The sequence below is a fragment of the Acidimicrobiia bacterium genome (genome assembly GCA_041394025.1).
In the GTDB taxonomy this organism is placed as follows: Bacteria; Actinomycetota; Acidimicrobiia; order IMCC26256; family JAOSJL01; genus JAOSJL01.
Genome location: JAWKJA010000004.1, coordinates 194,591 through 219,756, shown reverse-complemented (window position 1 = coordinate 219,756; position 25,166 = coordinate 194,591). Strand labels below are relative to the sequence as shown.

The following is a 25,166-nucleotide window of genomic DNA, read 5'->3' as shown; positions in this document are numbered from 1 at the left end:
TGCTCTACACGAACGACGTTCCGGCATCCAAACCCATGGCGGGATGGGGGCCGGTCACGATGCTCTGCACGGTCCCCCACCCGTGGCCGCCGCCCACCGGGTCGTCGACCGTCACGACGCAGTCACGGAGCTGGTGGACACGACGCGCCACCTCGGGCAACGAGCAGTCGGCGATGTGCTCGCCGTCGACGTGGAGCAGTCCGCGCTCCTCGCCGTGGTGGTGGCCGTCGAAGCCGAAGTAGAGGCCCGTCCCGAGGTGGAAGCCGGTGTCCGAGGCCGCCTCGATGTGGATGGGGCGCGCACTCCCGTCTGACGTCGTGAACCCGAGCGTGCCACCGAGCAGCCGACGGTTGACCGGGTCGAAGCGCAGGTCGGGCTCCACGCCGGCGAAACCGGTCCGGCTCCCGTCGGCGTGCTCGACCGCTCCCTGGAAGTGCACGCGCTCGAAGCCCGGCATCGAGTACGACCGGAGGTAGTGGTGGATCCCGTAGCGGGCCCCACCGGGCCGCTCCAGGAGCATCGGCGACCACAGGACGAGGACCGACAGGTCGGGAGGAACGTCACCGTCGCCACGGGCCGGCACGCCGATCCCCTGTCGGACACCCCAGGAGTGGTCACGACTCGAGAACCACGAGTGGGCACCGATGTCGTGGCGCTCGCCGTCGAGCTCCACCCATCCATCGGCGACGCCGACCTGGTGGTACCGGACGAGGTCCTCGTCGGGCTGGGACGGAGTGTGGGCCCGGCGGCGCTCGCGTTCCTCCAGGTGAGCCGGAACCTCGGCGCGGAACCTCCAGTCGAAGGCCACGGGCTGGACGCCCGACGGCTCCAGCCGGAACCGCACCTCGCGGAGCGGCTCGACGACGTCGTAGCGGACCGGGCCGACGGCGGTGCGGTGCGGCTCCTCGCCCAGCCGGCGGCTCGCACGCACCGTCCACTGCTGCACGCCGAGCGACACCCCGGCGAAGGCGTCCTGGACCCTCCGGTTCGGGTAACGACCCATTCCGAACTCGAGCTGGAGCGAGCCGTCACGCGCCGCGGCGGTGGCGACGACCTTCTCGGTCCACGACGGCGACAGCCGTGCGTCGGGCACGGAGGGAGGCTCCCCGACGCCGAACGTGTCGACCTGTGGATGGTCGAACGACTCGTCGGCTTCGACGAGCGGGCCGATCGGGTCCTCCATGGTGAGGGTGACACTATCTTTGGCCCGGCGCGAGCGGTGGAGCTCATGGCACGGACCACGAACACGAAAGACCTCGAGGGCCGAATCGCCGACTGGCTGCGCGGCACCCTCGGTCGCGACGACGTCACCGACGTGGACCTCGAAGTCTCGCTCCACGTCCCCGAGCACGGCGGGATGTCGAACGACACGCTCCTCGTCGACGCCACCTGGGCGGAGGGCGGTACACGACGGGAACGGAGCATCGTCCTCAAGATGGAGCCCGGGGAACCGGCGCTGTTCCCGGGCTACGACCTCGAACGTGAGGCGAGCGTCCTGCAGGCCGTCGCCGACCACTCCGACGTGGCGGTCCCGGACGTGCTCGCTGTCGAGCCGGACCCCGGTCCACTGGGGCGCCCGTTCTTCGCCATGGGCACGGCGACCGGCAGGATCCCCGCCGACGATCCTCCCTACTTCCTGTCGGGTTGGCTGCACGACGCCACGCCCGAGCAGCAGGAAACGGCACTCGACAGCGCCCTCGACACGATGGCGGCGATCCACGCACTCGACGCGGAGATCCTGCCGGCTCCCGGGGCCGTCGCCACGCCGGGCGCCGCCGGGATCGACGCCGATGTCCACTACTGGCGTCGGTACCTCGAGTGGCTCGCCACCGACGGCCCGGTCCCCGTCCTCCCGGCCGCACTCGAGTGGTGCGCATCGAACAGGCCGCAACCCTCCGGTCGCGACGTCCTGTGTTGGGGGGACGCCCGCATGGGCAATCTCGTGTTCGGTGACGACTTCGGGGTGTCGTGTGTCCTCGACTGGGAGATGGCGGGGCCAGCGCCCGCCGGGACCGACCTCGGGTGGTTCCTCTTCGCCCACGACACGGCTCTCATGTGGATGGACGACCTACCGGGTTTTCGCGACCGCGAGGGCATGCTCGAGCGCTACACCCGGTCGTCGGGCCGGCAGCCGGACGACCTGCACTGGTACGAGGTGTGGGCGGGGGTGCGCGCCGGGGCCGTCCATCTCCGCCGCTCCCGGATCTCCGGAGACGACCCGCGCGGGGAAACCCCTCTGATGCTCAGCCTCCGTCGGCTCGTCGAGCTCCCCTGAGCCGGGCCCCGACGCGATGGGCGGGCCCTGCTCAGCAGCTGCCACCCCAGTGGGAGGCACCGGCACCACCTGCGTACAGGTGGTTGAAGGCGGCGTCCTGGTCGGCGGGGCTGGCGTTCGAGGCCGGCTGTCCGGCGAGGTCGCCACGGCCCATCGACCGGACCGTGTTGTCCCAGGTGCCCTGGTTGAACTGGTAGGCGCCGTAGTACCCGTTGCCCGTGTTGATGGAGTAGTCCCCTCCACTCTCACGCTGACGGATGCAGGCGGCCGCGCCACCCGCTCCACCACCACCGGTGGCAGGAGCACTACGCGACACGGTCGCGGCCTGCTGCTCGGCGATGCGGGCGGCGTCGGCCTCGGCCCGGCGCTGGGCCTCCTCCTCGAGTGCCCGGATGTAGGCGGCCTCTCGGAAGGCCTGGACGCTCTCGGCGTGCCGGCGGAAGCCCTCGATCTCCCGGGTGCGCTCCCAGGCGGCCAGCACGGCGTCGTGGTCTTCGACGTATGCGGCCGCCGGCCGCGCGGTATGGCTCTCGGGGTCGATGGGTTCCTCGGACATGGCCAGTCCGGCACCGGCTGTCGCCAGCACCACGGCCACGGCTGTGGCGATGAGCAGTGTCTTGCGCATGTGTGGTTCTCCTGGTTGCTTGCCCCGCGTCGGCAGAGACGCCGGAGCGGACCAAAGGGAAAAGCCACCCGAACGGGCGGCTCGAGATGAGACGCTAACATCTGCAAGCACTCCGGAGTCAACACTCACATCCAGATACTGGAAAACGGGATCTGTTCCACGGAACGGCGGGATCTCGGGGATCTCGGGGATCTCGGGGCTCTCGGGCCCCTACGGAGCCGTGGAGCATGTGACAAGGTTCACAAGATTTCGGGGGGTTTTGGGCGGTTTTTCTGTGCCGTCGCACACCCCCGCGAGCCCAAGGGCCGCCTCTAGGATCACCCCGATGAGCGCCGACCCACCCGTCCCGCACCCCCGGTCGGCGCCCCGCCGCCGACGTTGGTTCCGCACACGTGCTCTGGCCGGGGCGCTCGGCCCGGCCGCCTTCGCGACGGCCTGGGTCTTCGGAACCGCACGCCAGCACGGTCGCGACGGCTACACGGTGCAGGTCGAGCAGATCAGCGGGTTGGCCGCGCCCGACGCCCGCCACCCGACGGCGATGACCGCCGGGTTCCTCGTCCACGGGGCGTGCACGTGGGTCTTCGCCTCAGCCCTCGAGGACGCCCTCGGCGGGCCGGGAGCTGCCGGTTGGGCACCGCGCCTCACACGACTCGGCGCCGTGGGCATCGTCGGCGCCGGCCTCCTTCGTCGCGACCGGATGCTCCTCGTCGACCTCGACGGCGGCGAGAACCAGTCACGCCAGAACGACTTCCACGACGCTGCCAGTGCGGTGGCCTTCACCTCTCTCTTCGCGGCGCCCTTCGCCCTGGCGCGCCGCCTCCGGCGCGATCCCGACCTACGAACCTTTGCGACGGCCGAGATCGCTGCCACGATCGTCGCCGCAGGCGTCCTCGTCGTGTTCCAGTCGAAGAGGTACCCGCAGTACAACGGGATCCTCCAACGCCTCGCGGTCACACTCCCGATGCTGCCGTCGGCCGCGCTCGCCCTGCGCCTCGCCCGGCGCCGTTCCCCCTCCTGACAACTCCAGGTTGGTGCAATACAGGGCGCAGGACACCCTCCAACACCTGGCGGGATCAGCGATACGCCGGAATCACCGCGCCTGAGTGTCGACGAGCGCGACGAGCGCGCGGCGCTGCTCCCGGAGGGGGCCGAGGAGGGCCCGGCGCTCGCGCACGCTCTGCCAGGCGCGCCACGACCGCCACACCTGCGCCACGAACTCGAGCATGAAGACCGCCACGAGCCCGAGAATCGGGGCGAGGACGAAGGAGATCACCAGCTCCGCCCACGACGGCCACTCGGCCCACAGGCTCCAGGCGATCCATGACAACGGGAAGACGACGATCGCCGTCAGCAACCGGACCGTCCCCTTCGTCACCGGGACCTCGACCCTCCGGCCGACGAAGGCGACGATCCAGTAGGGGATGATGTTGGCGGCGAGTCCCGCCAGAGCGATCGGTGCGAGGACGACCGCGAGGATCGTGGCGGCGACGGCGTGTCCGAGCAGCGACCGGACGCGCTGGTGCCCGACCACGTCGGGGTCGGTGAGGCCGGCCAGGTCGAGGTCGAGCTGGTAGTGGGCCGTGGCGTCGGCGACGGCATCGCGCTCGGGCCCCGGGCGACCGGCGAGGCGCTGACCGAGCTCCTCACGCTCCACGAGCGGGACCCTCGCGCCACGGCGCATCTCCGGGGTACGGAGGGCGATGTCGGCGGCGCGTCCGAACACGGCCCGCTCGCGCACCGAGTCGTACTCAGGTGCCACGTCGCGCAACCTCTGGTCGATGTCGGCCGTCAGCCTCCGTACCGCGTCGCGGTTCTCCTCGCCCACCTCCCCGCCGGGTCTGACGTAGGTGTCGATGTCGCCGTCGAGGTCGATGGGCGCGCCGACGCGCACGGCCGCCCGCGACCGGAGGGCGAGCTTGTCGTCGAACACCAACCCGACGGGAACGACCATCAGGCCCTCGACACCCGCCGCCGTCGCACCGAGGGCTATGCGGGCCGCACCGGTACGGACCCTGTCGAGGGCCGGTCGGTCGTGCGTGGTCCCCTCCGGGAAGAGGGCCACGACGGCACCCTTTGCGAGCACCTCGTGACAGGTCCGGAACGTGGAGGTGTTCCCCGTCGCGTCGTCGTGGTCCTCGGGGCGGTGTACGGGGATGATCCCCGCCAGCGCCAGGAAGGGCCGGGCCACCACGACCTTCCACAGCGTCGCCTTGGCCAGGAAGCGCGGCAGGCGGTGCAGGCCCCGCACCAGGAGCACCGGGTCGACGAAGCCGTTGAAGTGGTTGGCGACGACCACCATCGGGCGGTGGCGGGGCAGGTTCTCGAGGCCCTCGATCTCGATACTCCGAAACAGGAGGCGCAGCGCCACGCTGGCGACCCCCGCCAGGACCCGGTCCACCGCTCGCCGCAGCACGACGTGGAGGCTACGCACCCCCGACCGGGGCGGTGACGATCCCCACCACGCCGTGAAGGCCTGGGCGCCCGGCGGATCCCCGGGATCGGGCATTCGGTTCTACCTACCGGTCAGTAGGGCGGTACCCTGCCGTCCGACGAGCGCACGCCACCCCAAGCCACCCGGAGACGAGACCCGTGAACGCCACCACCGCCTCCCGTCCGGGCACCGGCGACCCCGGTCCGGACACGACGTCCCCGCCCCCCGAGGGGCCTCCCGAGACACTGCACGGGGCGCGCAGTGTGATCCCCGCGCACTGCTACTCGCGACCGGCGGGTCGCGCCGCGTGGACGATCGTGCGCGCGGTGGCCGTCTACGCCGCCGCCGTCGCCCTCCTCGTGGTCACCGACGCGGTCTGGCTGCTCGTGCCGCTGTGGGCACTCTCCGGGCTCGCCCTGAGCAGCCTCTTCATCCTCGCCCACGACGCCGCCCACGGTGCCCTCTTCGGCAACGACCGGCTGAACGCCACCCTCGGCCGGATCCTGATGCTGCCGCACCTGCACGTGTACTCGGGCTGGGTCGTCGGCCACAACCGGCTCCACCACGGCCACACGGTCCGTGAGACCGCCGACTTCGTCTGGCACCCCGCAACGGTCGACGAGTACCGCGACCTCTCACCGCTCGGAAGGCTCCGTCACCGCATCGAGTGGGGCCCGCTCGGCGCCGGCCTCTACTACACCCGGGTCGTGTGGTGGCAGAAGATGATGACGACCAACGCCCCCGCCAAGCACCGGGCGAAGGTGCGCGCCGACCTGGCGCTCGTGGTCGCCTACGCGCTGGCGACGACGGCGCTGGCCGTCACGCTCGGCGCCCTCGCGGGCGGCTCGCTCACCGCGGGGCTCTGGATGGCGCTGAAGGTCCTCGTGATCCCGTGGGCCGTGTTCATGTTCATCATCGGCTGGACCGTCTACGTGCACCACATCGCCGCCGACATCAAGTGGTGGCCCCGTCCCACCTGGAACGGCTTTCACGGCCAGGTGGAGGGCACCACGATCCTGCACGTCGTCCCTCCCCTGAACGTCTTCTTCCTCAACATCTTCATCCACGTGCCCCACCACGTGGACGCCCGCATCCCCTTCCACGCACTTCCCGACGCGGCCGACGCGATCGTCGACGCGTACGGCGACGCCGTCACCGAGAAGCCGCTGCGGATCCGCGACTACGTCCACAACGTGCGCCGCTGCAAGCTCTACGACTTCGACGACCAGACCTGGCTCCCCTACTCCGCGGCTCGATAGGTCGCTACTCTCCCTCCTGAAGGGAGAAACCATGAACGAAGTGCGGGGGGTCGTGGCGCGTGCCGAGGGTGCGCCGGTCACGATCGAGACGATCCACGTTCCCGACCCGGGCCCCGGTGAGGCACTGGTCCGCCCGCAGGCGTGCGGGGTGTGCCACACCGACCTCCACTACCGCGAGGGCGGGATCAACGACGACTTCCCGTTCCTGCTCGGCCACGAGGCCGCGGGCATCGTGGAGGCGGTGGGTGACGACGTCACCTCGGTGCGCCCGGGTGACTTCGTCATCCTCAACTGGCGCGCCGTGTGCGGCGAGTGCCGGGCCTGCCGCCGCGGGGAGCCGCAGTACTGCTTCGACACCCACAACGCGCATCAGGCCATGACGCTGGCCGGCGGCACCGTCCTCACCCCGGCGCTCGGCATCGGCGCCTTCGCCGACCTCACGCTCGTGGCCGCCGGCCAGTGCACGAAGGTCGACGGGAGAGCCCGACCCGAGGCTGCGGGTCTTCTCGGGTGCGGCGTCATGGCGGGCTTCGGCGCCGCCGTCAACACCGGAGGGGTCGGCCGCGGTGACACCGTCGCCGTGTTCGGGTGCGGGGGCGTGGGCGACGCCGCCATCGCCGGGGCGGCGCTCGCAGGCGCCTCGAAGGTCATCGCTGTCGACCTCGACGAGAAGAAGCTGGAGTGGGCCCGTGGCTTCGGCGCCACCGACACGGTCGACGCCTCGAAGGAGGATCCCGTCGAGGCGGTTCGTGCCATCACCGACGGTGTGGGCGCCGACGTGTGCATCGAGGCGGTCGGGAATCCGGCGGCGCTCGAACAGGCCTTCTACGCGCGTGACCTCGCCGGCACGGTCGTCCAGGTGGGTGTGCCCGACCCCTCGATGACGATCGAGCTCCCGATGATCGACTTCTTCGGCCGTGGCGGGGCGCTCAAACCCTCGTGGTACGGCGACTGCCTCCCGTCGCGCGACTTCCCGATGCTCATCGACCTCTATCTCCAGGGCCGCTTCGACCTCGACGCCTTCGTGTCGGAGACGATCGGTCTCGACGGTGTGGAGGAGGCCTTCGGGCGCATGGAACGCGGCGAGGTGCTCCGGTCCGTCGTCCGGCTCGGGGGCGACGGCCAATGACGGCCGTCGTCCAGCGCGTCCGCACCGACGGCATCTTCACCCTCGACGGCGAGGATTTCGATGTCGAGAACAACATCTGGCTGATCGGTGACGACCGTGAGGTCCTGGTGGTCGACGCCGCCCACGACGCCGAGGCGATCGCCTCCGCCTGTGGCGACAGAGAGGTCGTGGCCATCGCCTGCACGCACGGGCACAACGACCACATCAACGCCGCCGTGGCGCTCTCGCGCCTCACCGGTGACGCACCGGTTCTTCTCCACGACGCCGACCGGATGCTCTGGGACATCGTCTACCCCGATCGTGCACCCGACGGCACGATGGAGCACGGCGACACGTTGCGCGTCGCGGGTGTCGAGCTCACGGTGCTCCACACACCCGGCCACAGCCCCGGTGGTGTGTGCCTGCACGACGCCGTACACGACCGCGTGTTCGGCGGCGACACACTCTTCAAGGGCGGGCCCGGTGCGACGGGCCGCTCGTTCTCCGACTTCGACACCATCATCGGGTCGATCCGCGACCGTCTCCTGGTGCTTCCGCCCGCCACGGTCGTGCACACGGGCCACGGTGACGACACGACCATCGGCGACGAGGCGCCGCACCTCGACGAATGGCTCGCCCGGGGCCACTGAGCACGAGACCGGTCCCTGGGCGCGAGCAGCACCGGCCCGACGTCGGTCAGGGTGTGGCGGCGAGCCGGTCGTCGATCCAGGTGGTGAGCTGAGCGTTGGCGCTGTCCTGCACGAACGCCAGGTGCTCCAGGAGGTCGGAGATCGCCGAGAGCCCCCCGGGGAACTGCGGGATGCCGCTCGTGTCGATCTGCCAGGTCCCCGTGCCGTCGGCCGGCAGCGTCGGGCCGGCGTGCGGAACACCCGGGATCGACCTGAAGACCCTGTCGTACTGCGGGAGCTGTGCGAGGCGGGCGAACGCCTCACTGGCGTAGTTGGGCAGCAGCCCGTCGCCCATGGCGTAGAGATTCAACAAAGGCGTGCCGTTGCCGGGGATCCGCTCGACGAGGTTGACGGCGTCGGCGTCGTCGAGCTCGTGCTGCACCGCCGCGGTCAGCACGGCCGCCTCGCCGGCGGTGGCGCTCGCCGGGAGGAGACCACGGAAGCCGGTGCCCGAGGCGTTGAAGCCGATGTCCCAGAAGACCGACCCGGTGATGATGGACATGACCCCGACGCCCGCGACCTGGAGGGCGGCACCTTCCAGCTCGGGGGCGATCGCCACGAAGGCCGAGCCGACTGCTCCGCCCATGGATGTGCCCTCGTAGAACACGCGCCCGGTGTCGAGGTCGGGCACACCGTCGGCAGCGAGGGGATCCCACAGGTTGAACGGTGCGACGTCGAGATCCGCCAGCTCGGGGATGGCCAGCAGCAGCGACAGATGGTCGAGCGGCGACTGCTCGACCACGCCCGAGACCCGGTCGACCTCGGACGGCTTCGTGAGCTCGAAGATGTAGCCGCCGTCGAGGCCCTGGCGGGATCCGTGGTTCGGCTGGTCGATTCCGATCGTGGCGACGCCGCGCCGCGCGTTCTTGTCGGCCACGACGATCATGGACTCCTTGAAGACGGCGAGGCCGTGACCGTAGATCGCCACGGGTGAGCCGTCCGCGAGGCGCTTCGACGGCACCGTCATCGTGAAGTCGAGCCAGTTGGCCTTCCCGGTGTCGCCCGGCTCGTAGCGCACCTGACCCTCGCCGTTGCGGAAATCGGTGCTCCGCACCTGGCCGGTGACGATGGTCGAGACACCCGGGATCCCGAGGAAGTTGGGTAGCGCCTTGACGTTTCGCACCGGGTGGTCCTGCGCGCGGACCTCGGCGGCCATGGCGTCGATGGCCCCCGTGGCGTCGGCCTCCGAGCGAACGGTGAACGTGGTGAGCGACACGACATCGTCGTCACCGAAACCCTTGCCCGCGAGGAAGCTGCGGCCCGCGGGGTCGCCGCTTCCGGCCGGTGCCGGTGCGTAGGTGCCGCCCGCCTGCTTGCCCAGCTGCGTCGTGACCGCCGCCACGTAGGTGTGGCCCCATTCCCAGTGGGTGCGCGACCAGGCCTGCACGATCGTTCCGTGGCGGCCGCGGTCGTCGGCGTCGGGGGACTCGTTCACGCGGACCTCGGCGCGCTCTCCCGTTGTGAGGTCGTAGACCACCACGGCGTTCCCACCGTCGTCGGGCAACGTCGCCTTCTTCAACGACGTGGGGAGTTCGAAGACGACAGGCCCGGCGGCCGAGAACCCGTCGTCGCCGTTGAACAGCTCGGCGGGCGTGAAGCTCTCGGGGAGCTCGGCCAAGACCTCGTCGGGGATGATCCCGTCGGGAACCGCCAGGCGCACCCCGGTCGACGACGTGGCGTCGGGAACCGTCCACTCGTCGCTCGGGAACGGCAGCGCGCAGGTGCCGATCGACATCGAGTGGCAGGACTCGCCGTCGGGAGGTGGCGGCGGGTCGACGGGCGGTGGGGGCTGCGGGATGCAGGCGGCGGCGACCAGCGCGATGAGTGCGCCGGCGGCGCCGAGACGGCTCCATCGGGTCCGATGGTGTCGGCGTCGGTTTCCCACGAAACGACTCCCTACTCGATTGCTTCTCAGACGGTAATCAAAGCCCCGTAAACCCGCAGAAGGTCCGGGTCTGGATCGGAGCGCCGGGGCGCCGCGACTCGAGCGCCTGCTCAGGGTGTGGCGGCGAGGCGGTCGTCGATCCAGGTGGTGAGCTGCGCGTTGGCCCGGTTCTGCACGAACGACACGTGCTCGAGCAGGTCGGAGATCACCGACAGCCCACCAGGGAACTGCGGGACGTTGCCGGTGTCGATCTGCCAGATCCCCGTGCCGTCGGCGGGCAGCGTCGGGCCGGCGTGGGGAACACCCGGGATCGGCTTCAGAACCCTGTCGTACTGTGGGAGCTGTGCGAGGCGGGCGAACGCCTCGCTCGAGTAGTTGGGCACGAGACCGTCGCCCATGGCGTAGAGGTCGAGCATCGGCGTGCCGTTCTCGGGGATGCGCTCCACGAGGTTGATGGCGTCGGCGTCGTCGAGCTCGTGCTGCACGGATGCCGTCAGCACGGCCGCCTCGCCGGCCGTGGCGCTCCGTGGCACGACGCCCTTGAAGCCGACGCCTGCGGAGTTGATGCCGATCTCCCAGAAGATCGACCCGCTGAGGATCGACGTGATCCCGACACCCGCCACCTGAACGGCAGCACCCTCCAGCTCCGGCGCAATCGACACGAACGCGGTTCCGAGGACTCCTCCCAGTGAGGTCCCCTCGTAGAGAACACGACCGGTTTCGAGGTCGGCGACACCGTCGGCGGCGAGGGGGTCGAACAGGTTGAACGGAGCGACATCGAGGTCGGCCAGCTCAGGAAGGGCCAGCATGAGCGACAGGTGGTCGAGGGGTGACTGCTCGATGATGCCCGTGAGCCGGTCGACCTCGGACGGCCTCGTGAGCTCGAAGATGTAGCCGCCGTCGGGGCCCTGGCGGGATCCGTGGTTCGGCTGGTCGATGGAGATCGTGGCGACACCGCGATGGGCGTTCTGTCCGGCGACCACGATCAGGGACTCCTTGAAGATGCCGAGTCCGTGCCCGTAGATGGCCACGGGCGATCCACCGTCGAGGCGCTTCGACGGCACCGTCATCGTGAAGTCGACCCAGTTGGTCTTCCCGGTGTCTCCCGGCTCGAAGCGAACCTGACCCTCGCTGTTGCGGAAGTCGGTGGTCCGCACCTGTCCGGTGACGACGGTCGAGACGCCCGGGAGCCCGAGGAAGTTGGGCAGCGCCTTGACGCTTCGCACCGGGTGTTCCTGAGCGCGGACCTCGGCCGCCATGGCGTCGATGTCGTCCGTGGCGTCGGCCTCCGAGCGGACGGTGAACGTGGTGAGCGACACGAGATCGTCGGCGTCGAAGCCCTTGCCTGCCAGGAAGCTGCGCCCGGCGGCGTCACCCGACCCGGCCGGAGCGGGATCGAAGGTGCCACCCGCCTGCTTGCCGAGCTGCGTCGTGACCGCCGCCACGTAGGTGTGGCCCCATTCCCAGTGGGTGCGCGACCAGGCCTGCACGATCGTTCCGTGCCTGCCGCGGTTGGCGGCGTCCTGGTACTCGTGCACGCGCACATCGGCGCGCTCACCGGTCGTGAGGTCGTAGACGACGACGGCGTTCCCGCCGTCGTCGGGGAGCGTCGCCCTCTTCAACGAGGTGGGCAGCTCGAACACCACCGGTCCCGCGGCCGAGAAGCCGTCGTCGCTGTTGAAGAGCTCGGTGGGTGTGAAGCTGGCGGGCAGCTCGGCCATCACGGCGTCGGGGACGATCCCGTCGGGAACGGCCAGTCGGATCCTCGTGGGGGACGACGCGTCGGGAACGGTCCACTCGTTGCTCGGAAACGGGAGTGCGCACGTGCCGATGGACATCGAGTGGCAGATGTCGCCCTCGGGTGGCTCCGGCGGCTCGACGGGCGGCGGGGGCTGCGGGATGCAGGCAGCGGCGACCAGCGCGACGAGCGCGCTGCCGACGGCGAGGCGGATCCACCGGGTCTGATGCTTCGGCGTTAGTCGCACGAACGGTCCCCCTTGCCTGATCGGTCCCGAGACCGTACACAACCACTCGCAGCGGCGCAAAAGGTACAGAGGGTGACGGCTACGTCGTGCGCCCGCGCCCACCCCGGCCGAGATGGTGCGTTCATGGTGCGTATGCGAACGGGATCGCACCATCTCGGCGGGGTGGCGGGCCATCTCGGCATGGGGGTGGGTGCTGGTTCGGCGGTCCCGGCGCGGCCGGTAGGCTGGGTCCTTCTGTCACGGTCTGCACCCCGACGCCTCCCGGAGCCACGATGTCGCCACTCGCACCTCCCCGCTGTCACCGCTGTTCCGAGGAGCTCGTCCTCGGCGCCTCGGGAGAGCTGAACCCCTGGTCGTGTCCGAGCGGCCACGGGCTGGGCTTCACCCTGAGCGAGGCCTACGAGCGCCTCCAGGAGGACGAGATCGACGAGCTGTGGCAGGCCGCCCGCACCGCGAAGGCCCACGGCGCGCCATGCCCGTTCTGCTCGCAGCCGATGACTCTCATCACCGTCGACGCCGACGCCGACGAGGCCGGCGAGAACGAGGAGGGCGACACGGAGACGATCTACCGGGCTGAGCTCGACGTCTGCGAGCGCGACCAGTTCATCTGGTTCGACGCCGGCGAGCTCGACGGCATGCCCGAGGACCTGCCCGACCCCGAGCCCACCGCGCAGCAGCAGGCCGACCTCCAGAAGATCCGGCGGAACTTCCGTGACGGCATGAAGGCGGCATGGGAGGAACGTGGCGACGAGCACCTCACCGAGCGCATGTACGACCGTGTCGCCCGGCATCCCCGGCTCCACGGTGTCATGGACAGGGTCGGCGACGTCATCGCCTGACGTCATCGCCTGACATCATCACCTGACGTCATCGCCCGTGGCTGTCGCCCGACGCCGCCCACGTTGTCGGCGGTGCTCGTCGCGGTCCGGAGCGCCTGCTACACAGTGACGGATCGACCAACGACGGGAGAGGTCATGAACACTCGGACGGGATCGACGATCCGGGCGCTCGCGCTCGTGCTGGTTCTCGCGCTCGTGACCGCCTCCTGCGGCAGCGGCGGCTCCGACGACACCGGTGGTGACGACCCCGCGCAGACCGACACGGGCGGGGAGGGCAGCGCACAGATCAACGCGTTGTTCTTCTCCGACGACGGCAGCGGGGAGTTCAGCGGCGGCGCCAACGGCGTCCGGGTGCGCGTGAACGACATCGACGGCGACGAGTTCCGCGTCGGCTTCAGCGAGGACGAGGTGGCAGGCACCGGCGACCAGTGGCGGGCGTCGGGCTGGGAGGCCGCCACCGTCGCCACGATCATCTCGGGTGGGCCCTTGACCGGGCGCGAGGTCACGTACGACATCCAGGGCAAGATCGACGGCCCCAGTGCCGGCGGAGCGCTCACCGTCGCAACCCTCTCGGCGTTCCGGGGCGACGAGCTCGACCCGAACGTCGTGATGACCGGCACCATCAACCCCGACGGCACGATCGGGCCCGTCGGCGGGATCCCCCAGAAGATCTCCGGCGCCGTCGCCGTGGCGAACGGTGACGTGGAACCCATCGGCGGGAACGACTCAGGGTCCGACGGCTCCGGCGACGAGGAGTCGCTCGGTGTCGTGGACGCCGCGCTCAGGCCTGCGGGCGACGACCTCGATACGGGCGACTCCGGCTCCTCGAGCGAGGTCACGATGCTGATCCCCGCCGGCCAGGAGATGTCGGTCGACCTCGCCACCGGTGAGGAGGTGAACGTGATCGACGTCGCCGAGGCCGAGGGTGTGCAGGTGAAGGAGGTCGCCGACATCTACGAGGCCTACGAGGAGTTCACCGGCGTCGAGCTCCCCCGCTTCCGGTTCACCGAGGATTCCGACACGTCCCTCGACGAGGAGGTCAGCAGGCGTGTCCAGGCGGCCACCGAAGGATGGCTCGGGCGCTACGACGAGGCACTCGCGGGCATCGGGGCACTCGGAGCGCAGGGTCAGGAGTTCGCGCTGAGCACCGGGCTCGTGGACGAGGCCGACAGCAAGGCTGCGGACTCGGCCGACCTCACCGACCGGGGCCTCCACGCGGCCGCCTACACGTCGGCGGCCCAGGCGGCCGTGTTCGCCACCGCCGCCCGTTCGGCCGGGGAGAGCTACGAGCTGGGCCTCGACGAGTGGCAGGCGGTGCTCGAGCAGCAGGCCACCGTGTGCACCGAGGTCGACGCCCTCGTCGACACGCTCGGAGGCGTCACACCCGAGACGGTCACCGACGCATCGGGCCTCATCGCCGCCTACACCAACGCCATCGACGGCGTCAGCATCTGCGGAATCGCCGAGAACCTCCGGACACGCCCGGCCGACAGTGAGGATCAGGCGATCAACGACCTGCTCCTGGCCGGCCTCTACTACGAGGTCTCGAGTTACTACATCGTGGCGGCCGAGGACCAGCTCGAGTTCGCCCGCGACCTCGGCGGTGAGAAGCTGGCCGACGTGGAGGTCGCGTCGGTCGCCGACTTCTTCCGGCGGGCCGCCGAGGCCAATCTCAACGCCTTCGACACGGTGGTTCTGGCCGAGGAGGCCAAGTCGGCCGGGGCCAGTGTCGACGTCGTGCGCGAGCAGTTCGCCGAGAACTTCTTCGAGTACGGCCTCGCGACCGCCGAGCTCAACGTGCTGTCGAGCCTGGAGGACTACTTCGGTGACCCCGAGACCGCCGCCTACGCGGAGCTCGGCGGGGCGCTCACCCTCTACACGCTGAGCAGCTCGCTGCTCTCCCAGTTCTACTCGTTCGGTGTCGTGCTCGACGACAACAACAACGTCGTCGACGTCGACAACGACCTGGCGCTGCTCTCGGCGCTGGATCTCGGCGAGGATCAGCTCGGCGGGGCGATCAACACTCTCCGGTCCGAGGGGATCGAGCCGGTGGCGCCCACCGGTGCCTTCGAGACCGCCGAGAACGACCGCGGAGGCAGCGTCGACGACCAGATCTCCGCCCTCGAGACGTTCTGGGCCGGATACGTGAACGGGCGGATCCTCGGCTACCTCGGGGGCTCCGAGACCGCCGGTCTCGAGTGACCTGCACCCGCCGCGTGGTCGTGCCCGTGGCGGTGGCACGGCCCTCGTGAGCCGGCGCGCTCTCCCAGGGCCCACCGAGGCGTCCCGCGTCCTCGACCACATCGAGCCGGGGACCTCGGTGATCGTGCCGCTGGCCGCCGGGGAGCCCGTCAGCATCGTCGACGAGATCGAAACGGCCGCCGGGGATCTCGACCGTGTGACCATCCACCAGATGCACGCGCTCCACGACCGCCCGTCGATGGACGGTGAGTTCGCCGGGCACCTCGACCACGTGTCCTACTTCCTCTCGGCCGTCACGCGCCCCCACTTCCACGCCGGCACCCTCGACCTGGTGCCGTGCCATTTCTCCGAGGTCCCCCGTCTTCTCGAACGGCTCCCTGACCCGAAGCTCGTCGTGGCATGCGTGTCGCCACCCGACCAGCACGGGTACGTCTCGCTCGGGACGAACGCCGACTACACCGCCTCGTTCATCGGGAAGGTCCCGTTCTTCGTCGAGTCCAACCCCCGGATGCCGAGAACCTTCGGGCGCAACCAGCTCCACCTGTCACAGCTGGCGGGATGGTGCGAGACCGACCGGGCGCTTCCCGTCGTGCCACCGCCCGAGCCCGACGACGTCGCCCGTTCGATCGGGGTGCTCGTCGCCGAGCGGGTCCCCGACGGCGCGACCGTCCAGGCCGGGATCGGTCAGGTGCCGAACGCCGCTCTCGAGGCCCTCTCGGACCACCGTGACCTCGGCGTCCACACCGAGCTCCTCGCCGACGGGCTCGTGGACCTGATCGAGGCCGGTGTCGTCACCGGCGTCCACAAGCAACGCCGCCCGGGCAAGGTCGTGACGACGTTCTGCCTCGGGACGCAGCGTGTCTACGACTTCATCGACGAGAACGCCATCGTCGAGCTCCTCCCCGTCGACGTCGTCGCAGACCCCCGCTTCATCGGCGACGACCGCCGGTTCGTCTCCATCAACACGACCACCGAGATCGACCTGCTCGGCCAGTGCGCCTCCGAGACGGTCGCCGGCCGGATGTGGTCGGGATCAGGGGGCCAGGCCGACTTCGCGCGTGGCGCCATGTACTCCGAGAACGGCCAGGGATTCGTCGCCATGCCCTCCACGGCCCGGGACGGCTCGGTGAGCCGGATCACCGCTCAGCTCACCCGTGGGTCGGTCGTGACGACGATCAAGAACACGATCGACCACGTCGTCACGGAGTGGGGCGTGGCCGAGCTACGCGGTCGGTCGATCCGCCAACGTGCCCGGGCTCTGATCGACATCGCGCACCCCGACTTCCGCGACGGCCTCGAGCGCGACGCCCGCGAGCTCGGGCTCCTCTGAACGGGAGCCCGCAACGTTCACGGGTTGCCGTCGGGTCGACAGCTTGCGGCCGCCTGCGAGCACCCTGACGACCGTCAGGAAGACGACAGCCCCGATCGAGGCGACCGAGACCCACCGGTACGCGGGGCTCGTGGCATCGGTACCCGCGAAGGCTCCGTGGAGGCTCGCGAGAAGGAACACGAGGAACGCGCTCTCGTGCACACGCCTCCACCACCGGCGCGGCATACGGCGCATCATGAGTGAGGTCACCTCGACCGCGACGAGCAGGTAGAACGCCAGCACACCGGCGGTGACCGCCAGTGGGCGCCACCCCGAAGCGAAGGGAACGAGTGTCTCGGCCCACCCGAAGTGCACGTAGTTGTCGGCGACGAGGCCGGCGACGTGGACACCGGTGAAGACGACTGCGAGGCCTCCGAGGAAGCGGTGGAGGTCTGTCAGCCAGGCCGGTGTGGGGCGGCCACCGAGCAACCGCGTCGAGAGCAGCAGTCCCCAGACCACCGACAGGGTGAGCAGGACCCACGCCACGATTCCGCCGGCACGCGCGACGTACCACCACCCGTGCGTGCTCATGCCGCCATCTCCTCGAAGGGTGGGTCGACGACCAGGATCCCGTCGCCGGTGATGAAGGAGGCGAACGCTCCGAAGGGCTCGAGCAGGCGACGGCCGTCGTCGACGCCCAGCACGAAGACCGCCTTGGCCAGCATCTCGGCCCACGCGGCGTCCGAGGCCGCCACCGTCACCGACAGCACACTCGACTCGACCGGACGCGCGGTCGCAGGATCGATGAGGTGGTGGACTCTCCGGCCTCCCATCGTCCACGTGTGGTAGGCGGTTGTGCTCGTCGCCACACCTCCGTCGAGCAGGCGAATCCGCGCGACCCCGGGCCCGGGCGCCGAAGGGTGCTCGATACCCACGTCCCAGCCGTCGTTCGTGGGCGAGTCGCCGAGCACCCGGAGGTCGCCGCCGACGTCGACCATCACGCCGTCGGCACCCGACGCCACGAGCTCAGTGGCCACGAGGTCTGCGGCGAGCCCCTTCCCGACACCTCCGGGATCGATCCGCACCCCCACCGGCAGTGTGACCGACGACACGAGCGGGTCCAGCTCGATGTCGTGACATCCCGGGACGGTGGCGACCGACGTGGTCGCCGGTCGGTCCGGCGCCAGAAGGTCGAACGAGACGTCGTAGCCGATGGCTTCGACAGCGTCGAGAACGGTGGGGTCGAAGGCTCCCCCGGTCGAGTCCCAGCCTTCACAGGCGCGCTCGACGAGCCGGTACGTGTCGGCCGAGACGAGAACGGGAACGCCCTGTTCGCTGTTGAGCCGCGAGACCTCACTCCCGGCGACGAACCGGCTCCACCGTCGCTCGAGCTGACGGAGACGGCGGTGGCCGCGGGCTGCGAGCCCGTCGTCACCCCCGACGACGAGGATGCGGGACCGGGAGCCCATCACGCGGAAGTCGAGCTCAGTTGCTGCCACGGCTCTGTGCCACCGGCGCTGTGGTGGATCTGTCACGCGAAGGGGACGGCGCCGGTGCCACGCTCGGTGCGGCGGTTCCGGTTGCCGATTCGGGCGACGTCGAGACCTCGGGCGAGCCCGACCCCGCGGGGACCTGCCGACGGACGACGATCTGCACACGGCGCGGGGACGGCAGCGTGTCGCGCTCGGTCGACGGCTGCGTCCCGCCGGCAGGATTCGTGGGCACCGGCGGTGCCGCAGACGGGCTCCCCGCTCCCGGGGACAGCCCGAGGAACGTGACCAGCCCGACGAGTGTGGCCGCGCTCGCCCCGGCGACCGCGACCCGGGAGCGTCGGGCGGCGTGTCGCCGCCTGCGCGCCGACCCGGCACCGGAGTGCTCGCGGCTCTGCCGTGCGGACGGCTCAGTCGTCATCGTCACGGCCGTCGTGATCGTCGTCGTGATCGTCGTCGTGGTCGTCGTCGTGATCGTCGTCGTCGTGGTGGTCGTCGTCGTCGTGATCGTCGTCGCTGTCGTGGTCGCGCCCGTCGAACCCATCGTCACCCTGGACGGACGTCTCCGGCGCCGGCGGGGTGACCGCCGAATCGGAAGGTTGCGCTGCCGCCGGAGACGTCTCGTCGACGAAGACGGTCTCGGTCTCGACGGGAACCGTCGCACCGGGATCGGTGGTCACGACGGGGCTCAGCTCCCCGACCTCGCTCGAGCCGGCCGAGTCCAGAAGACCGACATTGGCGGCAACGGCCGCCGTACCGGCGAGGATCGTCGCCGTGATCGCTCCGGCCGTCACCAGGATCTTCTTGCGCTCCATCTCCCTCTCCTCGCTCTCGACCGGTGCTCAAAGCACTTCTCGGGCCGTTCTCGAATGGTCGTTGCACACGGTAGAGAGTTCCGGCCCAGGGCCCGGACAGTGCCGGGCAAAGATTCGGACAAGACTGCGACGCCGGCCTCTCCGGTGGGCCACAGTGGGCAGATGCGCCTGTTGCTCGTGGAGGACGACGACACGATCGCCGAGCCTCTGGTCGCCGGCCTGGTCCGCGACGGCTTCGACGTCCGGCGCGTCGCAACGGGATCCGCCGCACTCGCCGTGAGCGACTACGACTTCGTGCTGCTCGATCTCGGCCTGCCGGACCTGGACGGAACCGACGTCTGCCGCAGGATCCGGGAGGAGTCCGACGTCCCGATCATCGTGATCACCGCCCGCGGCGAGGAGTTCGACCGCGTGCTGCTCCTCGAGCTCGGCGCCGACGACTACCTCGTCAAGCCGTTCGGGTTTCGTGAGCTGGCGGCCCGTATCCGCGCCGTGTCGCGCAGAACCGGCTCCCGCACGGGTGGTCCCGTCACGACACGGGTCGGAACGCTCGAGATCGACCGCCGGACCCGACAGGTCACACTCGACGGCGAGGAGCTCTCGCTCACGCCGAAGGAGTTCGACGTCCTCGCACTTCTCGCCGACGACCCGGGCGCCGTGTTCGACCGTGGCCGGATCATGGACGAGGTCTGGGACAGGCACTGGTACGGACCGACCAAGACACTCGACGTCCACGTGGCGTCGCTGCGCAAGAAGCTCGGCGATCCGGCGTGGATCGAGACGCTGCGTGGCGTCGGCTTTCGTCTCACCGAGCCACGATGACCCGTCGGCTGCTCCTCACATACCTGACGATCACGGCCTTCGTGCTGCTCGTCCTCGGCATTCCCCTGGGGATCAACTTCGCCAGCACCGAACGCGAACAGCTCACCACCGATCTCGAGAGGGATGCGACCGTGATCGCCACGCTCGCCGAGGACCGTCTCGAACAGGGTTCGGGTCCCGATCCCGTCCGCGTCGTGACCGAGTACGAGGAGCGCACGAACGGGCGGGTGGTGATCGTCGACGAATCGGGTGTTGCCATCGCCGATTCATCCGACCCCGAGGGTGCGGCACGTGACTTCTCGACCCGGCCCGAGTTCGAGAAGGCCCTGGGAGGTGAACGGAACTCCGGAACACGCTATTCGGAGACGCTCGGCCAACGCCTCACCTTCGTCGCCGTTCCGGTCGCCTCGAGTGGAACCGTCCACGGCGCCGTTCGCATCAGCCACGACACGGCGGAGCTGGATACGAGGATCCGCCGCAACTGGTGGACGCTCGCGCTCATCGGTCTTGTCGTGATGGGGGCGGTCACGATCGTGGGTTTCATCCTCGCCCGGTCCGTGACGCGGCCCGTCCGTGCACTCGCCGTCGCCACCGACAGGCTCGCCGCAGGAGACCTCGGCGCCCGTGCGGAGGTGGACCGTGGCCCACCGGAGGTCCGTTCCCTCGCCGAGCGCTTCAACGACATGGCCGAACGTCTGGAGGAGCTCGTCGGGTCCCAGCGGGCGTTCGTGGCCGACGCCTCCCACCAGCTCAGGACTCCTCTCACCGCTCTGCGCCTGCGCCTGGAGAACCTGGAGTCCGCCGCGCCCGAGGACCTTCAGCCCGATCTTGAGGCCGGCTCGCGGGAAGTCGCCCGGCTCGCTCGTCTCGTGGAGGGGCTCCTCGTCATCGCCCGCACGGAGGGCTCCCGCCCGGAACGGACCGTGATCGACGTCGCAGAGGTCGCCCGGCAGCGCATCGACGCGTGGACGCCCCTGGCCGAGGAGCGGGACATCCGTCTCGTCCTCGACGCGCAGGAGCCTGTGTCGGCCACGGCGGTCGACGGGGCTGTCGATCAGATCCTCGACAACCTCCTCGACAACGCCATGGATGCCGCTCCGACGGACAGCGCGATCACGGTCACGGCCTCGAGCGACGATGGAACCGTCGAGATGCACGTCGTCGACAGCGGCCCGGGAATGACCCCGGCACAGCGGAAGAATGCGTTCAACCGTTTCTGGCGCGGACCTGATGCCGACAGTGCCGGTTCGGGGCTCGGACTGGCCATCGTCCAGCAGCTCGCCACCACGTGCGGTGGCAACGTGGAGCTCGGCGACGCGACCCCGACCGGGCTCGACGTCACGGTCCGGCTACGAGCGGCACAAGACAGCGGCCACGACCCACCCAGCGATCCGAGCTGATGAGCCGACGCCAAACACCTCGGCGTGATCGGCGGTGCGGCTACGGTTCGACCAGCGCCGCGCTCTCGAAGACATCGAGTGCGCCGAGGAACTCCTCGAGCAGGGAGGGATCTCCTGATTCCACGGTGATCGAGCCGTCCTCCACGAGGGACCCGTAGCGGGCGGGCATAGCGGCGACGTCGAGGAGCGTCTGCCTCTCGAGCGCAACGGTGACGTCGGCGTCGGCGGTGGCGCCGTCGGGCACGACCTCGTGGTGGAGGGCGTGGTTCGACACGGCCGCCACGTGAACGTCGCCGGTGGCGCCCGAGTCGGTGAAGCGCCACGCCAGCCGTGCCTCGGGGCGAAACCGCCGGGGGTCGAAGCGGACGCCCAGCATGTCGACGACCTGCTCTCCGGTCATGGCGTGGCCCAGGTGCCACGGCTGCGCCGGGCCGAGATTCACGGAGCCGTTCCGGAGCTCGAAGGCGCCGGTGAGGTAGGCGTTGCGCCAGGTCCCCGACTCGGCCTGGTACCCGAGCTGCTCCATGGCGTCGGCCGAGAGCCGGCGCGCGGCCTCGTTGCCGGGATCCGCGAAGACGAGGTGCTTCAGGAGCTGCACCACCCAGCGGTAGTCGCCTGTGTCGAATGCGGCGCGGGCCCCGTCGAGCACCGCGTCGGCACCACCCATCATCTCGACGTAGCGCCTCCCGGTCTCGACCGGAGGGAGTGGGTGGAGGTTGGCCGGGTTCCCGTCGTACCAGCCGAGGTAGAGGTTGTAGACGGAGCGGACGTTGTGCGACACCGTGCCGTAGTACCCGTGCGTGTGTGAATGCGCCGCGAAACACCCGGGGAGTTCGAGCTCGTCTGCGATCTCGTCGGGCGTGTAGCCCTGGTTGGCGAGCCGTAGCGTCTGGTCGTGCATCCAGCGGTAGACGTCGCGCTGGAGCGCGAGGAACTCCTTCACGTCGGTACGGCCGAAGCGCGGCCAGTGGTGGCTCGCGAACATCGTGTCGGTGTCGTCGCCCCACATCTCCAGTGCCTCGTGGATGTACTTGCTCCACGCGAGCGCGTCGCGCGTCCGGGCACCGCGGATCGGGTACAGGTTGTGGATGTTGTGGGTGCAGTTCTCCGCCATGCACAGCAGCCGGAGGTCGGGGAAGAAGAAGTTCATCTCCGCGGGCGCTTCGGCGCCGGGTGTGTTCTGGAACACGACGCGAATCCCGTCGAGCACCATCTCCGTACCGGTCTCGGTGATGATGTCGGTCGGTGCGATGAGCCCCGATGTGCCGATCGGGATCGCCTGGCCGAGCCCGTTGTCGACGTGCCCGCGCGGGCCGGGCGGGAGCAGCGCCCCGAACTGGTACATGCCCCGCCGCACCATGATCGGACCGGCCAGTCCGTTCTCGCCGACCACCTCGTGCATGAAGCCCTCGGGGGCGACGACCGGGACGTCGCCCGACTCCACGGCCTCGGCCGACGTCACACCGCCGACACCCCCGAAGTGGTCGACGTGGCTGTGCGTGTAGATCACCGCCGTGACCGGGCGTTCCCCGAGCGTGTCGTTGGCCAGCGCCAGGCACGCCGCCGCCGTCTCCTCGGTGGTCAGGGGGTCGACGACGAGCCAGCCGCTCTCGGCGGCCATGAACGTGACGTTCGAGATGTCGTAGCCACGCGCCTGCCACACGCCGTCGGTCACCTCGAAGAGCCCGTGGGTGGCGTTGAGGCGGCCCTGTCGCCACAACCCCGGGTGGACCGTGGCGGGTGCCGGCTCGTCGGTACGGAGGAACTCGTGCGTCGACGTGTCCGAGACCCAGTTCCCCTCCGACCCGATCCGCCCGGTCGGGTGCGCAGCGATGAACCCGCGGCCCGCACGCTCGAAGTCAGCATCGTCGTCGAAGTCGACCACGGCAGCCGACAGAGCCGCCCGTGTCGCGTCGGTGGCGTCACCTGGCGCGAGGTTCCCGGAGTCGTCGCTGTCCGTCGGCATGGGCGCTCCCTCTGTCGATGACCGAGGAAGCGAGTCTCTCAGGAGACCCCGACGTGGTCCACGGCTCTGACGGAACTGCGCCTCGGCTGCACATTGGCGAGCGTCAGGTCCCCGTCGTAGTGCGCGGCGACCCTGTGGTCCATGACACGGCGCCACAGCGGCGGTACGCAGGCCAGGGTGATCATCCACGCGTAGCCCGAGGGAAGCTGCGGCGCGTCGTCGAAGTTTCGCAACGACTGGTAGCGCCGGGTCGGGTTGGCGTGGTGGTCGGAGTGGCGCTCGAGGTGGTACAGAGCGAGGTTCGACGCGAGGTGGTTGCTGTTCCAGCTGTGCTCGGGTTTGCAGCGCTCGTAGCGACCGCTGTCGAGCTTCTGCCGCGCGAGCCCGTAGTGCTCGACGTAGTTCACGACCTCGAGGAGCGAGAAGCCGAAGACGGCCTGGACGACGAGAAACGGAATGACCGACGTGCCGAAGGCGGCGACGAGGCCGACGAAGAGTACGACCGACAGCGCCCAGGCGTTGAGGATGTTGTTGCGCGGTGACCAGACGTGTCGACCCTTGCGGTGAAGCGCCGCCGACTCGATCCCCCAGGCGGAGCACAGGCCGCCCACGACCGTGCGCGGGAGGAACGCCCAGAACGACTGGCCCAGGCGGGCACTCGCCGGGTCCTCGGGCGTCGACACCCGGGCGTGGTGCCCGCGGTTGTGCTCCACGTAGAAGTGCCCGTAGGCGGACTGTGCCAGCGCCACCTTGGAGAGTCGGCGCTCGAACCTGTCGCGCTTGTGCCCGAGCTCGTGTGCGGTGTTGATCGCGACCCCGGCGACGGTTCCGACCGTGAGGGCCAGACCGAGCTGGCTGAACCAGCCGATGTCGGTGGTCGCGACGAACCACGTTGCCCACACGAGCGACGCGTACTGGAGAGGGACGTAGAGGTACGTCGCGACGCGGTAGTAGCGGTCGGACTCGAGCTGCGGAACAGCCCACTCCGGCGGGTTCGAGCCGTCGGTACCGAGGACCGTGTCGAGCGCCGGCATCAGCGCCAGGATCCAGAACGGGCCCATCCACCAGAACACGGCGAGGCCGGTGAGCTCGACGAGCCCGAACGCGGCGAAGGGAAGCAGCGGCACGACCAGCCCGAGGAGCCACAGGTGGCGCTTGGGGTCGTGCCAGGTCTCGGGGCCGGTATCTGTTCGGTCCTCGGCGGCACTCTCGTCGTCGTGGGTGCGGGTCAGGGTCTTCACGGTTCCTCCCCGGGGTGGGTTGCGTGGTGGGGTACTTCGTCGGCGTCAGCGAACCGGCTCGCCAGCAGCCCGGCGACGGAGGAGGCCACGACCTCGGGTGGGTCGTCGGGCGGGGTGAGCGCGTAGCTGACCAGCAGGCGTATGAGGACGTCGGCGAGACGACGGACGTCGAGCTCTGACAGACGCGGGGCACGGCGGGCGATGATCGACTGCGCCGCCTCACGTCCGACGACCATCACGGGTGACGGGTCGGCGACGATCATCGGCACGAGCGTCTCGGGCTCGGTGCGGATCACCCGGTCGAGCAGCGGGTGCTCCCGAACCTCCCGCAGTGCGACGAGGACCGCTGCGTCGAGCGCCTCGGTGGGATCGTCGGTCCCGGTGGCGGCCTCGAGAATGGCGGCTGTGATCCGCGACGTCTCGCGCGCCACGACGGCCCGGACGAGCTCGTCCTTCGAGGAGAACCGCTTGTAGAGCGTCGGGCGTGACATGCCCGCGCGCCGGGCGACATCGCTCATCGAGGTGCGACGCACGCCGTGGACCGTCGCCGCCTCCAACGTGGCGTCGAGGATCCGCTCCACGACCTCGTCGATCGCGCCGGAGTCACCGGGATCGTCGGGCCGGCGCCGCAGCGCGTCGACACCCGCAGGTGCCTGTGGTCCGGTTGCATCTCGCGATGGCATACTGACATCTTAACGACTATCGTAAGTTTGTAAAGATCTTCTGGCTCCCTTCCGGTACATGGCGGTGGGCATCACAGCATCACAGAGCCTCTCTCGGCCGACGGGGCCATGGACCGGGTCGATGCCTGGCTCGCAGCCCCGT

22 protein-coding genes are annotated in these 25,166 nt (G+C 70.0%); 10 read left to right on the top strand and 12 right to left on the bottom strand.

Translation table 11 applies throughout. The features are described from left to right. Positions 1 to 4 precede the first annotated feature (4 nt). Positions 5 to 1,183, bottom strand: coding sequence for a hypothetical protein (locus R3A49_12630; protein MEZ5171572.1), 1,179 nt, complete (start codon positions 1,181 to 1,183; stop codon positions 5 to 7). A gap of 45 nt (positions 1,184 to 1,228) precedes the next feature. Between R3A49_12630 and R3A49_12625 the strand changes: the two genes are divergently transcribed. After that, positions 1,229 to 2,275: a phosphotransferase family protein gene (locus R3A49_12625; GenBank protein MEZ5171571.1), complete on the top strand. Its 1,047-nt coding sequence runs from the start codon at positions 1,229 to 1,231 to the stop codon at positions 2,273 to 2,275. A 31-nt stretch (positions 2,276 to 2,306) separates the two neighbouring features. Here R3A49_12625 and R3A49_12620 read toward each other — a convergent pair whose 3' ends face one another. Beyond that, positions 2,307 to 2,900 carry a transglycosylase family protein gene (locus R3A49_12620; protein MEZ5171570.1) on the bottom strand — a complete coding sequence of 198 codons (594 nt, stop codon included), beginning with the start codon at positions 2,898 to 2,900 and terminating at the stop codon, positions 2,307 to 2,309. Between the two features lie 325 nt (positions 2,901 to 3,225). On the opposite strand from R3A49_12620, the gene R3A49_12615 reads away from it, so the two are divergent. Continuing rightward, positions 3,226 to 3,918: a DUF998 domain-containing protein gene (locus tag R3A49_12615; protein ID MEZ5171569.1), complete on the top strand. Its 693-nt coding sequence runs from the start codon at positions 3,226 to 3,228 to the stop codon at positions 3,916 to 3,918. 72 nt (positions 3,919 to 3,990) lie between these two features. Here the strand turns inward: R3A49_12615 and R3A49_12610 are convergent, their stop codons facing one another. Beyond that, the gene (locus R3A49_12610) at positions 3,991 to 5,406 is read right to left on the bottom strand and encodes a 1-acyl-sn-glycerol-3-phosphate acyltransferase (protein MEZ5171568.1); all 1,416 of its coding nucleotides are present in this window, start codon (positions 5,404 to 5,406) and stop codon (positions 3,991 to 3,993) included. A gap of 83 nt (positions 5,407 to 5,489) precedes the next feature. Here R3A49_12610 and R3A49_12605 point away from each other — a divergent pair, with 83 nt between their 5' ends. The 3 genes from R3A49_12605 to R3A49_12595 are packed head-to-tail and all read left to right on the top strand — an operon-like array spanning position 5,490 to position 8,348. Continuing rightward, on the top strand, positions 5,490 to 6,590 hold the full coding sequence (locus R3A49_12605; protein MEZ5171567.1) for a fatty acid desaturase: 1,101 nt from the start codon (positions 5,490 to 5,492) through the stop codon (positions 6,588 to 6,590). 31 nt (positions 6,591 to 6,621) lie between these two features. Continuing rightward, positions 6,622 to 7,719 carry an S-(hydroxymethyl)mycothiol dehydrogenase gene (locus R3A49_12600; GenBank protein ID MEZ5171566.1) on the top strand — a complete coding sequence of 366 codons (1,098 nt, stop codon included), beginning with the start codon at positions 6,622 to 6,624 and terminating at the stop codon, positions 7,717 to 7,719. Next, positions 7,716 to 8,348, top strand: a complete 633-nt coding sequence (locus R3A49_12595) for an MBL fold metallo-hydrolase (protein ID MEZ5171565.1) — start codon at positions 7,716 to 7,718, stop codon at positions 8,346 to 8,348. The genes R3A49_12600 and R3A49_12595 overlap by 4 nt, the downstream gene beginning before the upstream one ends. A 46-nt stretch (positions 8,349 to 8,394) precedes the next feature. Here the strand turns inward: R3A49_12595 and R3A49_12590 are convergent, their stop codons facing one another. Together R3A49_12590 and R3A49_12585 are read right to left on the bottom strand one after the other, a co-directional pair. Beyond that, positions 8,395 to 10,272, bottom strand: coding sequence for a hypothetical protein (locus R3A49_12590; GenBank protein ID MEZ5171564.1), 1,878 nt, complete (start codon positions 10,270 to 10,272; stop codon positions 8,395 to 8,397). Between the two features lie 110 nt (positions 10,273 to 10,382). Then, entirely contained in the window at positions 10,383 to 12,257 is a 1,875-nt protein-coding gene (locus R3A49_12585) for a hypothetical protein (protein ID MEZ5171563.1), read from the bottom strand. 272 nt (positions 12,258 to 12,529) lie between these two features. On the opposite strand from R3A49_12585, the gene R3A49_12580 reads away from it, so the two are divergent. From R3A49_12580 to R3A49_12570, 3 genes are all read left to right on the top strand, one after another. Continuing rightward, positions 12,530 to 13,096: a hypothetical protein gene (locus tag R3A49_12580; GenBank protein MEZ5171562.1), complete on the top strand. Its 567-nt coding sequence runs from the start codon at positions 12,530 to 12,532 to the stop codon at positions 13,094 to 13,096. A 135-nt stretch (positions 13,097 to 13,231) separates the two neighbouring features. After that, complete coding sequence (locus tag R3A49_12575; protein ID MEZ5171561.1) at positions 13,232 to 15,298, top strand: S16 family serine protease; 2,067 nt, start codon at positions 13,232 to 13,234, stop codon at positions 15,296 to 15,298. Between the two features lie 46 nt (positions 15,299 to 15,344). Continuing rightward, entirely contained in the window at positions 15,345 to 16,628 is a 1,284-nt protein-coding gene (locus R3A49_12570) for an acetyl-CoA hydrolase/transferase C-terminal domain-containing protein (protein MEZ5171560.1), read from the top strand. On the opposite strand, the gene R3A49_12565 is transcribed toward R3A49_12570, so the two are convergent. Genes R3A49_12565 through R3A49_12550 form a run of 4 tightly spaced genes read right to left on the bottom strand, consistent with a single transcriptional unit; the run spans position 16,521 to position 18,912 of the window. Next, entirely contained in the window at positions 16,521 to 17,198 is a 678-nt protein-coding gene (locus R3A49_12565) for a ferric reductase-like transmembrane domain-containing protein (protein MEZ5171559.1), read from the bottom strand. The genes R3A49_12570 and R3A49_12565 overlap by 108 nt on opposite strands. Next, positions 17,195 to 18,106 (bottom strand): FAD:protein FMN transferase, encoded by a 912-nt coding sequence (locus R3A49_12560; GenBank protein ID MEZ5171558.1) that lies wholly within the window; start codon positions 18,104 to 18,106, stop codon positions 17,195 to 17,197. Before R3A49_12560 ends, R3A49_12565 begins: the two co-directional genes overlap by 4 nt. Then, the gene (locus R3A49_12555) at positions 18,093 to 18,524 is read right to left on the bottom strand and encodes a hypothetical protein (GenBank protein MEZ5171557.1); all 432 of its coding nucleotides are present in this window, start codon (positions 18,522 to 18,524) and stop codon (positions 18,093 to 18,095) included. Before R3A49_12555 ends, R3A49_12560 begins: the two co-directional genes overlap by 14 nt. After that, positions 18,508 to 18,912, bottom strand: a complete 405-nt coding sequence (locus R3A49_12550) for a hypothetical protein (GenBank protein MEZ5171556.1) — start codon at positions 18,910 to 18,912, stop codon at positions 18,508 to 18,510. Before R3A49_12550 ends, R3A49_12555 begins: the two co-directional genes overlap by 17 nt. A gap of 162 nt (positions 18,913 to 19,074) precedes the next feature. Here R3A49_12550 and R3A49_12545 point away from each other — a divergent pair, with 162 nt between their 5' ends. Together R3A49_12545 and R3A49_12540 are read left to right on the top strand one after the other, a co-directional pair. Next, the gene (locus tag R3A49_12545; protein ID MEZ5171555.1) at positions 19,075 to 19,734 is read left to right on the top strand and encodes a response regulator transcription factor; all 660 of its coding nucleotides are present in this window, start codon (positions 19,075 to 19,077) and stop codon (positions 19,732 to 19,734) included. Next, on the top strand, positions 19,731 to 21,134 hold the full coding sequence (locus R3A49_12540) for an ATP-binding protein (protein ID MEZ5171554.1): 1,404 nt from the start codon (positions 19,731 to 19,733) through the stop codon (positions 21,132 to 21,134). The genes R3A49_12545 and R3A49_12540 overlap by 4 nt, the downstream gene beginning before the upstream one ends. A 40-nt stretch (positions 21,135 to 21,174) precedes the next feature. On the opposite strand, the gene R3A49_12535 is transcribed toward R3A49_12540, so the two are convergent. From R3A49_12535 to R3A49_12525, 3 genes are read right to left on the bottom strand one after another with little or no spacing between them, the layout of a single operon-like run. After that, a complete protein-coding gene (locus tag R3A49_12535; protein MEZ5171553.1) occupies positions 21,175 to 23,100 on the bottom strand; it encodes an alkyl sulfatase dimerization domain-containing protein in 1,926 nt (641 codons plus the stop codon). A gap of 38 nt (positions 23,101 to 23,138) precedes the next feature. Next, positions 23,139 to 24,332 (bottom strand): alkane 1-monooxygenase, encoded by a 1,194-nt coding sequence (locus R3A49_12530; GenBank protein MEZ5171552.1) that lies wholly within the window; start codon positions 24,330 to 24,332, stop codon positions 23,139 to 23,141. A gap of 5 nt (positions 24,333 to 24,337) precedes the next feature. Further along, complete coding sequence (locus tag R3A49_12525; protein ID MEZ5171551.1) at positions 24,338 to 25,024, bottom strand: TetR family transcriptional regulator; 687 nt, start codon at positions 25,022 to 25,024, stop codon at positions 24,338 to 24,340. Positions 25,025 to 25,166 lie beyond the last annotated feature (142 nt).

Excerpts from the sequence above, each read along its gene's own strand:
- R3A49_12630 (MEZ5171572.1), bottom strand. The coding sequence starts at position 1,183 with ATGGAGGACCCGATCGGCCCGCTCGTCGAAGCCGACGAGTCGTTCGAC.
- R3A49_12625 (MEZ5171571.1), top strand. The coding sequence starts at position 1,229 with ATGGCACGGACCACGAACACGAAAGACCTCGAGGGCCGAATCGCCGAC.
- R3A49_12620 (MEZ5171570.1), bottom strand. The coding sequence starts at position 2,900 with ATGCGCAAGACACTGCTCATCGCCACAGCCGTGGCCGTGGTGCTGGCG.
- R3A49_12615 (MEZ5171569.1), top strand. The coding sequence starts at position 3,226 with ATGAGCGCCGACCCACCCGTCCCGCACCCCCGGTCGGCGCCCCGCCGC.
- R3A49_12610 (MEZ5171568.1), bottom strand. The coding sequence starts at position 5,406 with ATGCCCGATCCCGGGGATCCGCCGGGCGCCCAGGCCTTCACGGCGTGG.
- R3A49_12600 (MEZ5171566.1), top strand. The coding sequence starts at position 6,622 with ATGAACGAAGTGCGGGGGGTCGTGGCGCGTGCCGAGGGTGCGCCGGTC.
- R3A49_12595 (MEZ5171565.1), top strand. The coding sequence starts at position 7,716 with ATGACGGCCGTCGTCCAGCGCGTCCGCACCGACGGCATCTTCACCCTC.
- R3A49_12580 (MEZ5171562.1), top strand. The coding sequence starts at position 12,530 with ATGTCGCCACTCGCACCTCCCCGCTGTCACCGCTGTTCCGAGGAGCTC.
- R3A49_12575 (MEZ5171561.1), top strand. The coding sequence starts at position 13,232 with ATGAACACTCGGACGGGATCGACGATCCGGGCGCTCGCGCTCGTGCTG.
- R3A49_12565 (MEZ5171559.1), bottom strand. The coding sequence starts at position 17,198 with ATGAGCACGCACGGGTGGTGGTACGTCGCGCGTGCCGGCGGAATCGTG.
- R3A49_12550 (MEZ5171556.1), bottom strand. The coding sequence starts at position 18,912 with ATGGAGCGCAAGAAGATCCTGGTGACGGCCGGAGCGATCACGGCGACG.
- R3A49_12545 (MEZ5171555.1), top strand. The coding sequence starts at position 19,075 with ATGCGCCTGTTGCTCGTGGAGGACGACGACACGATCGCCGAGCCTCTG.
- R3A49_12540 (MEZ5171554.1), top strand. The coding sequence starts at position 19,731 with ATGACCCGTCGGCTGCTCCTCACATACCTGACGATCACGGCCTTCGTG.
- R3A49_12535 (MEZ5171553.1), bottom strand. The coding sequence starts at position 23,100 with ATGCCGACGGACAGCGACGACTCCGGGAACCTCGCGCCAGGTGACGCC.
- R3A49_12525 (MEZ5171551.1), bottom strand. The coding sequence starts at position 25,024 with ATGCCATCGCGAGATGCAACCGGACCACAGGCACCTGCGGGTGTCGAC.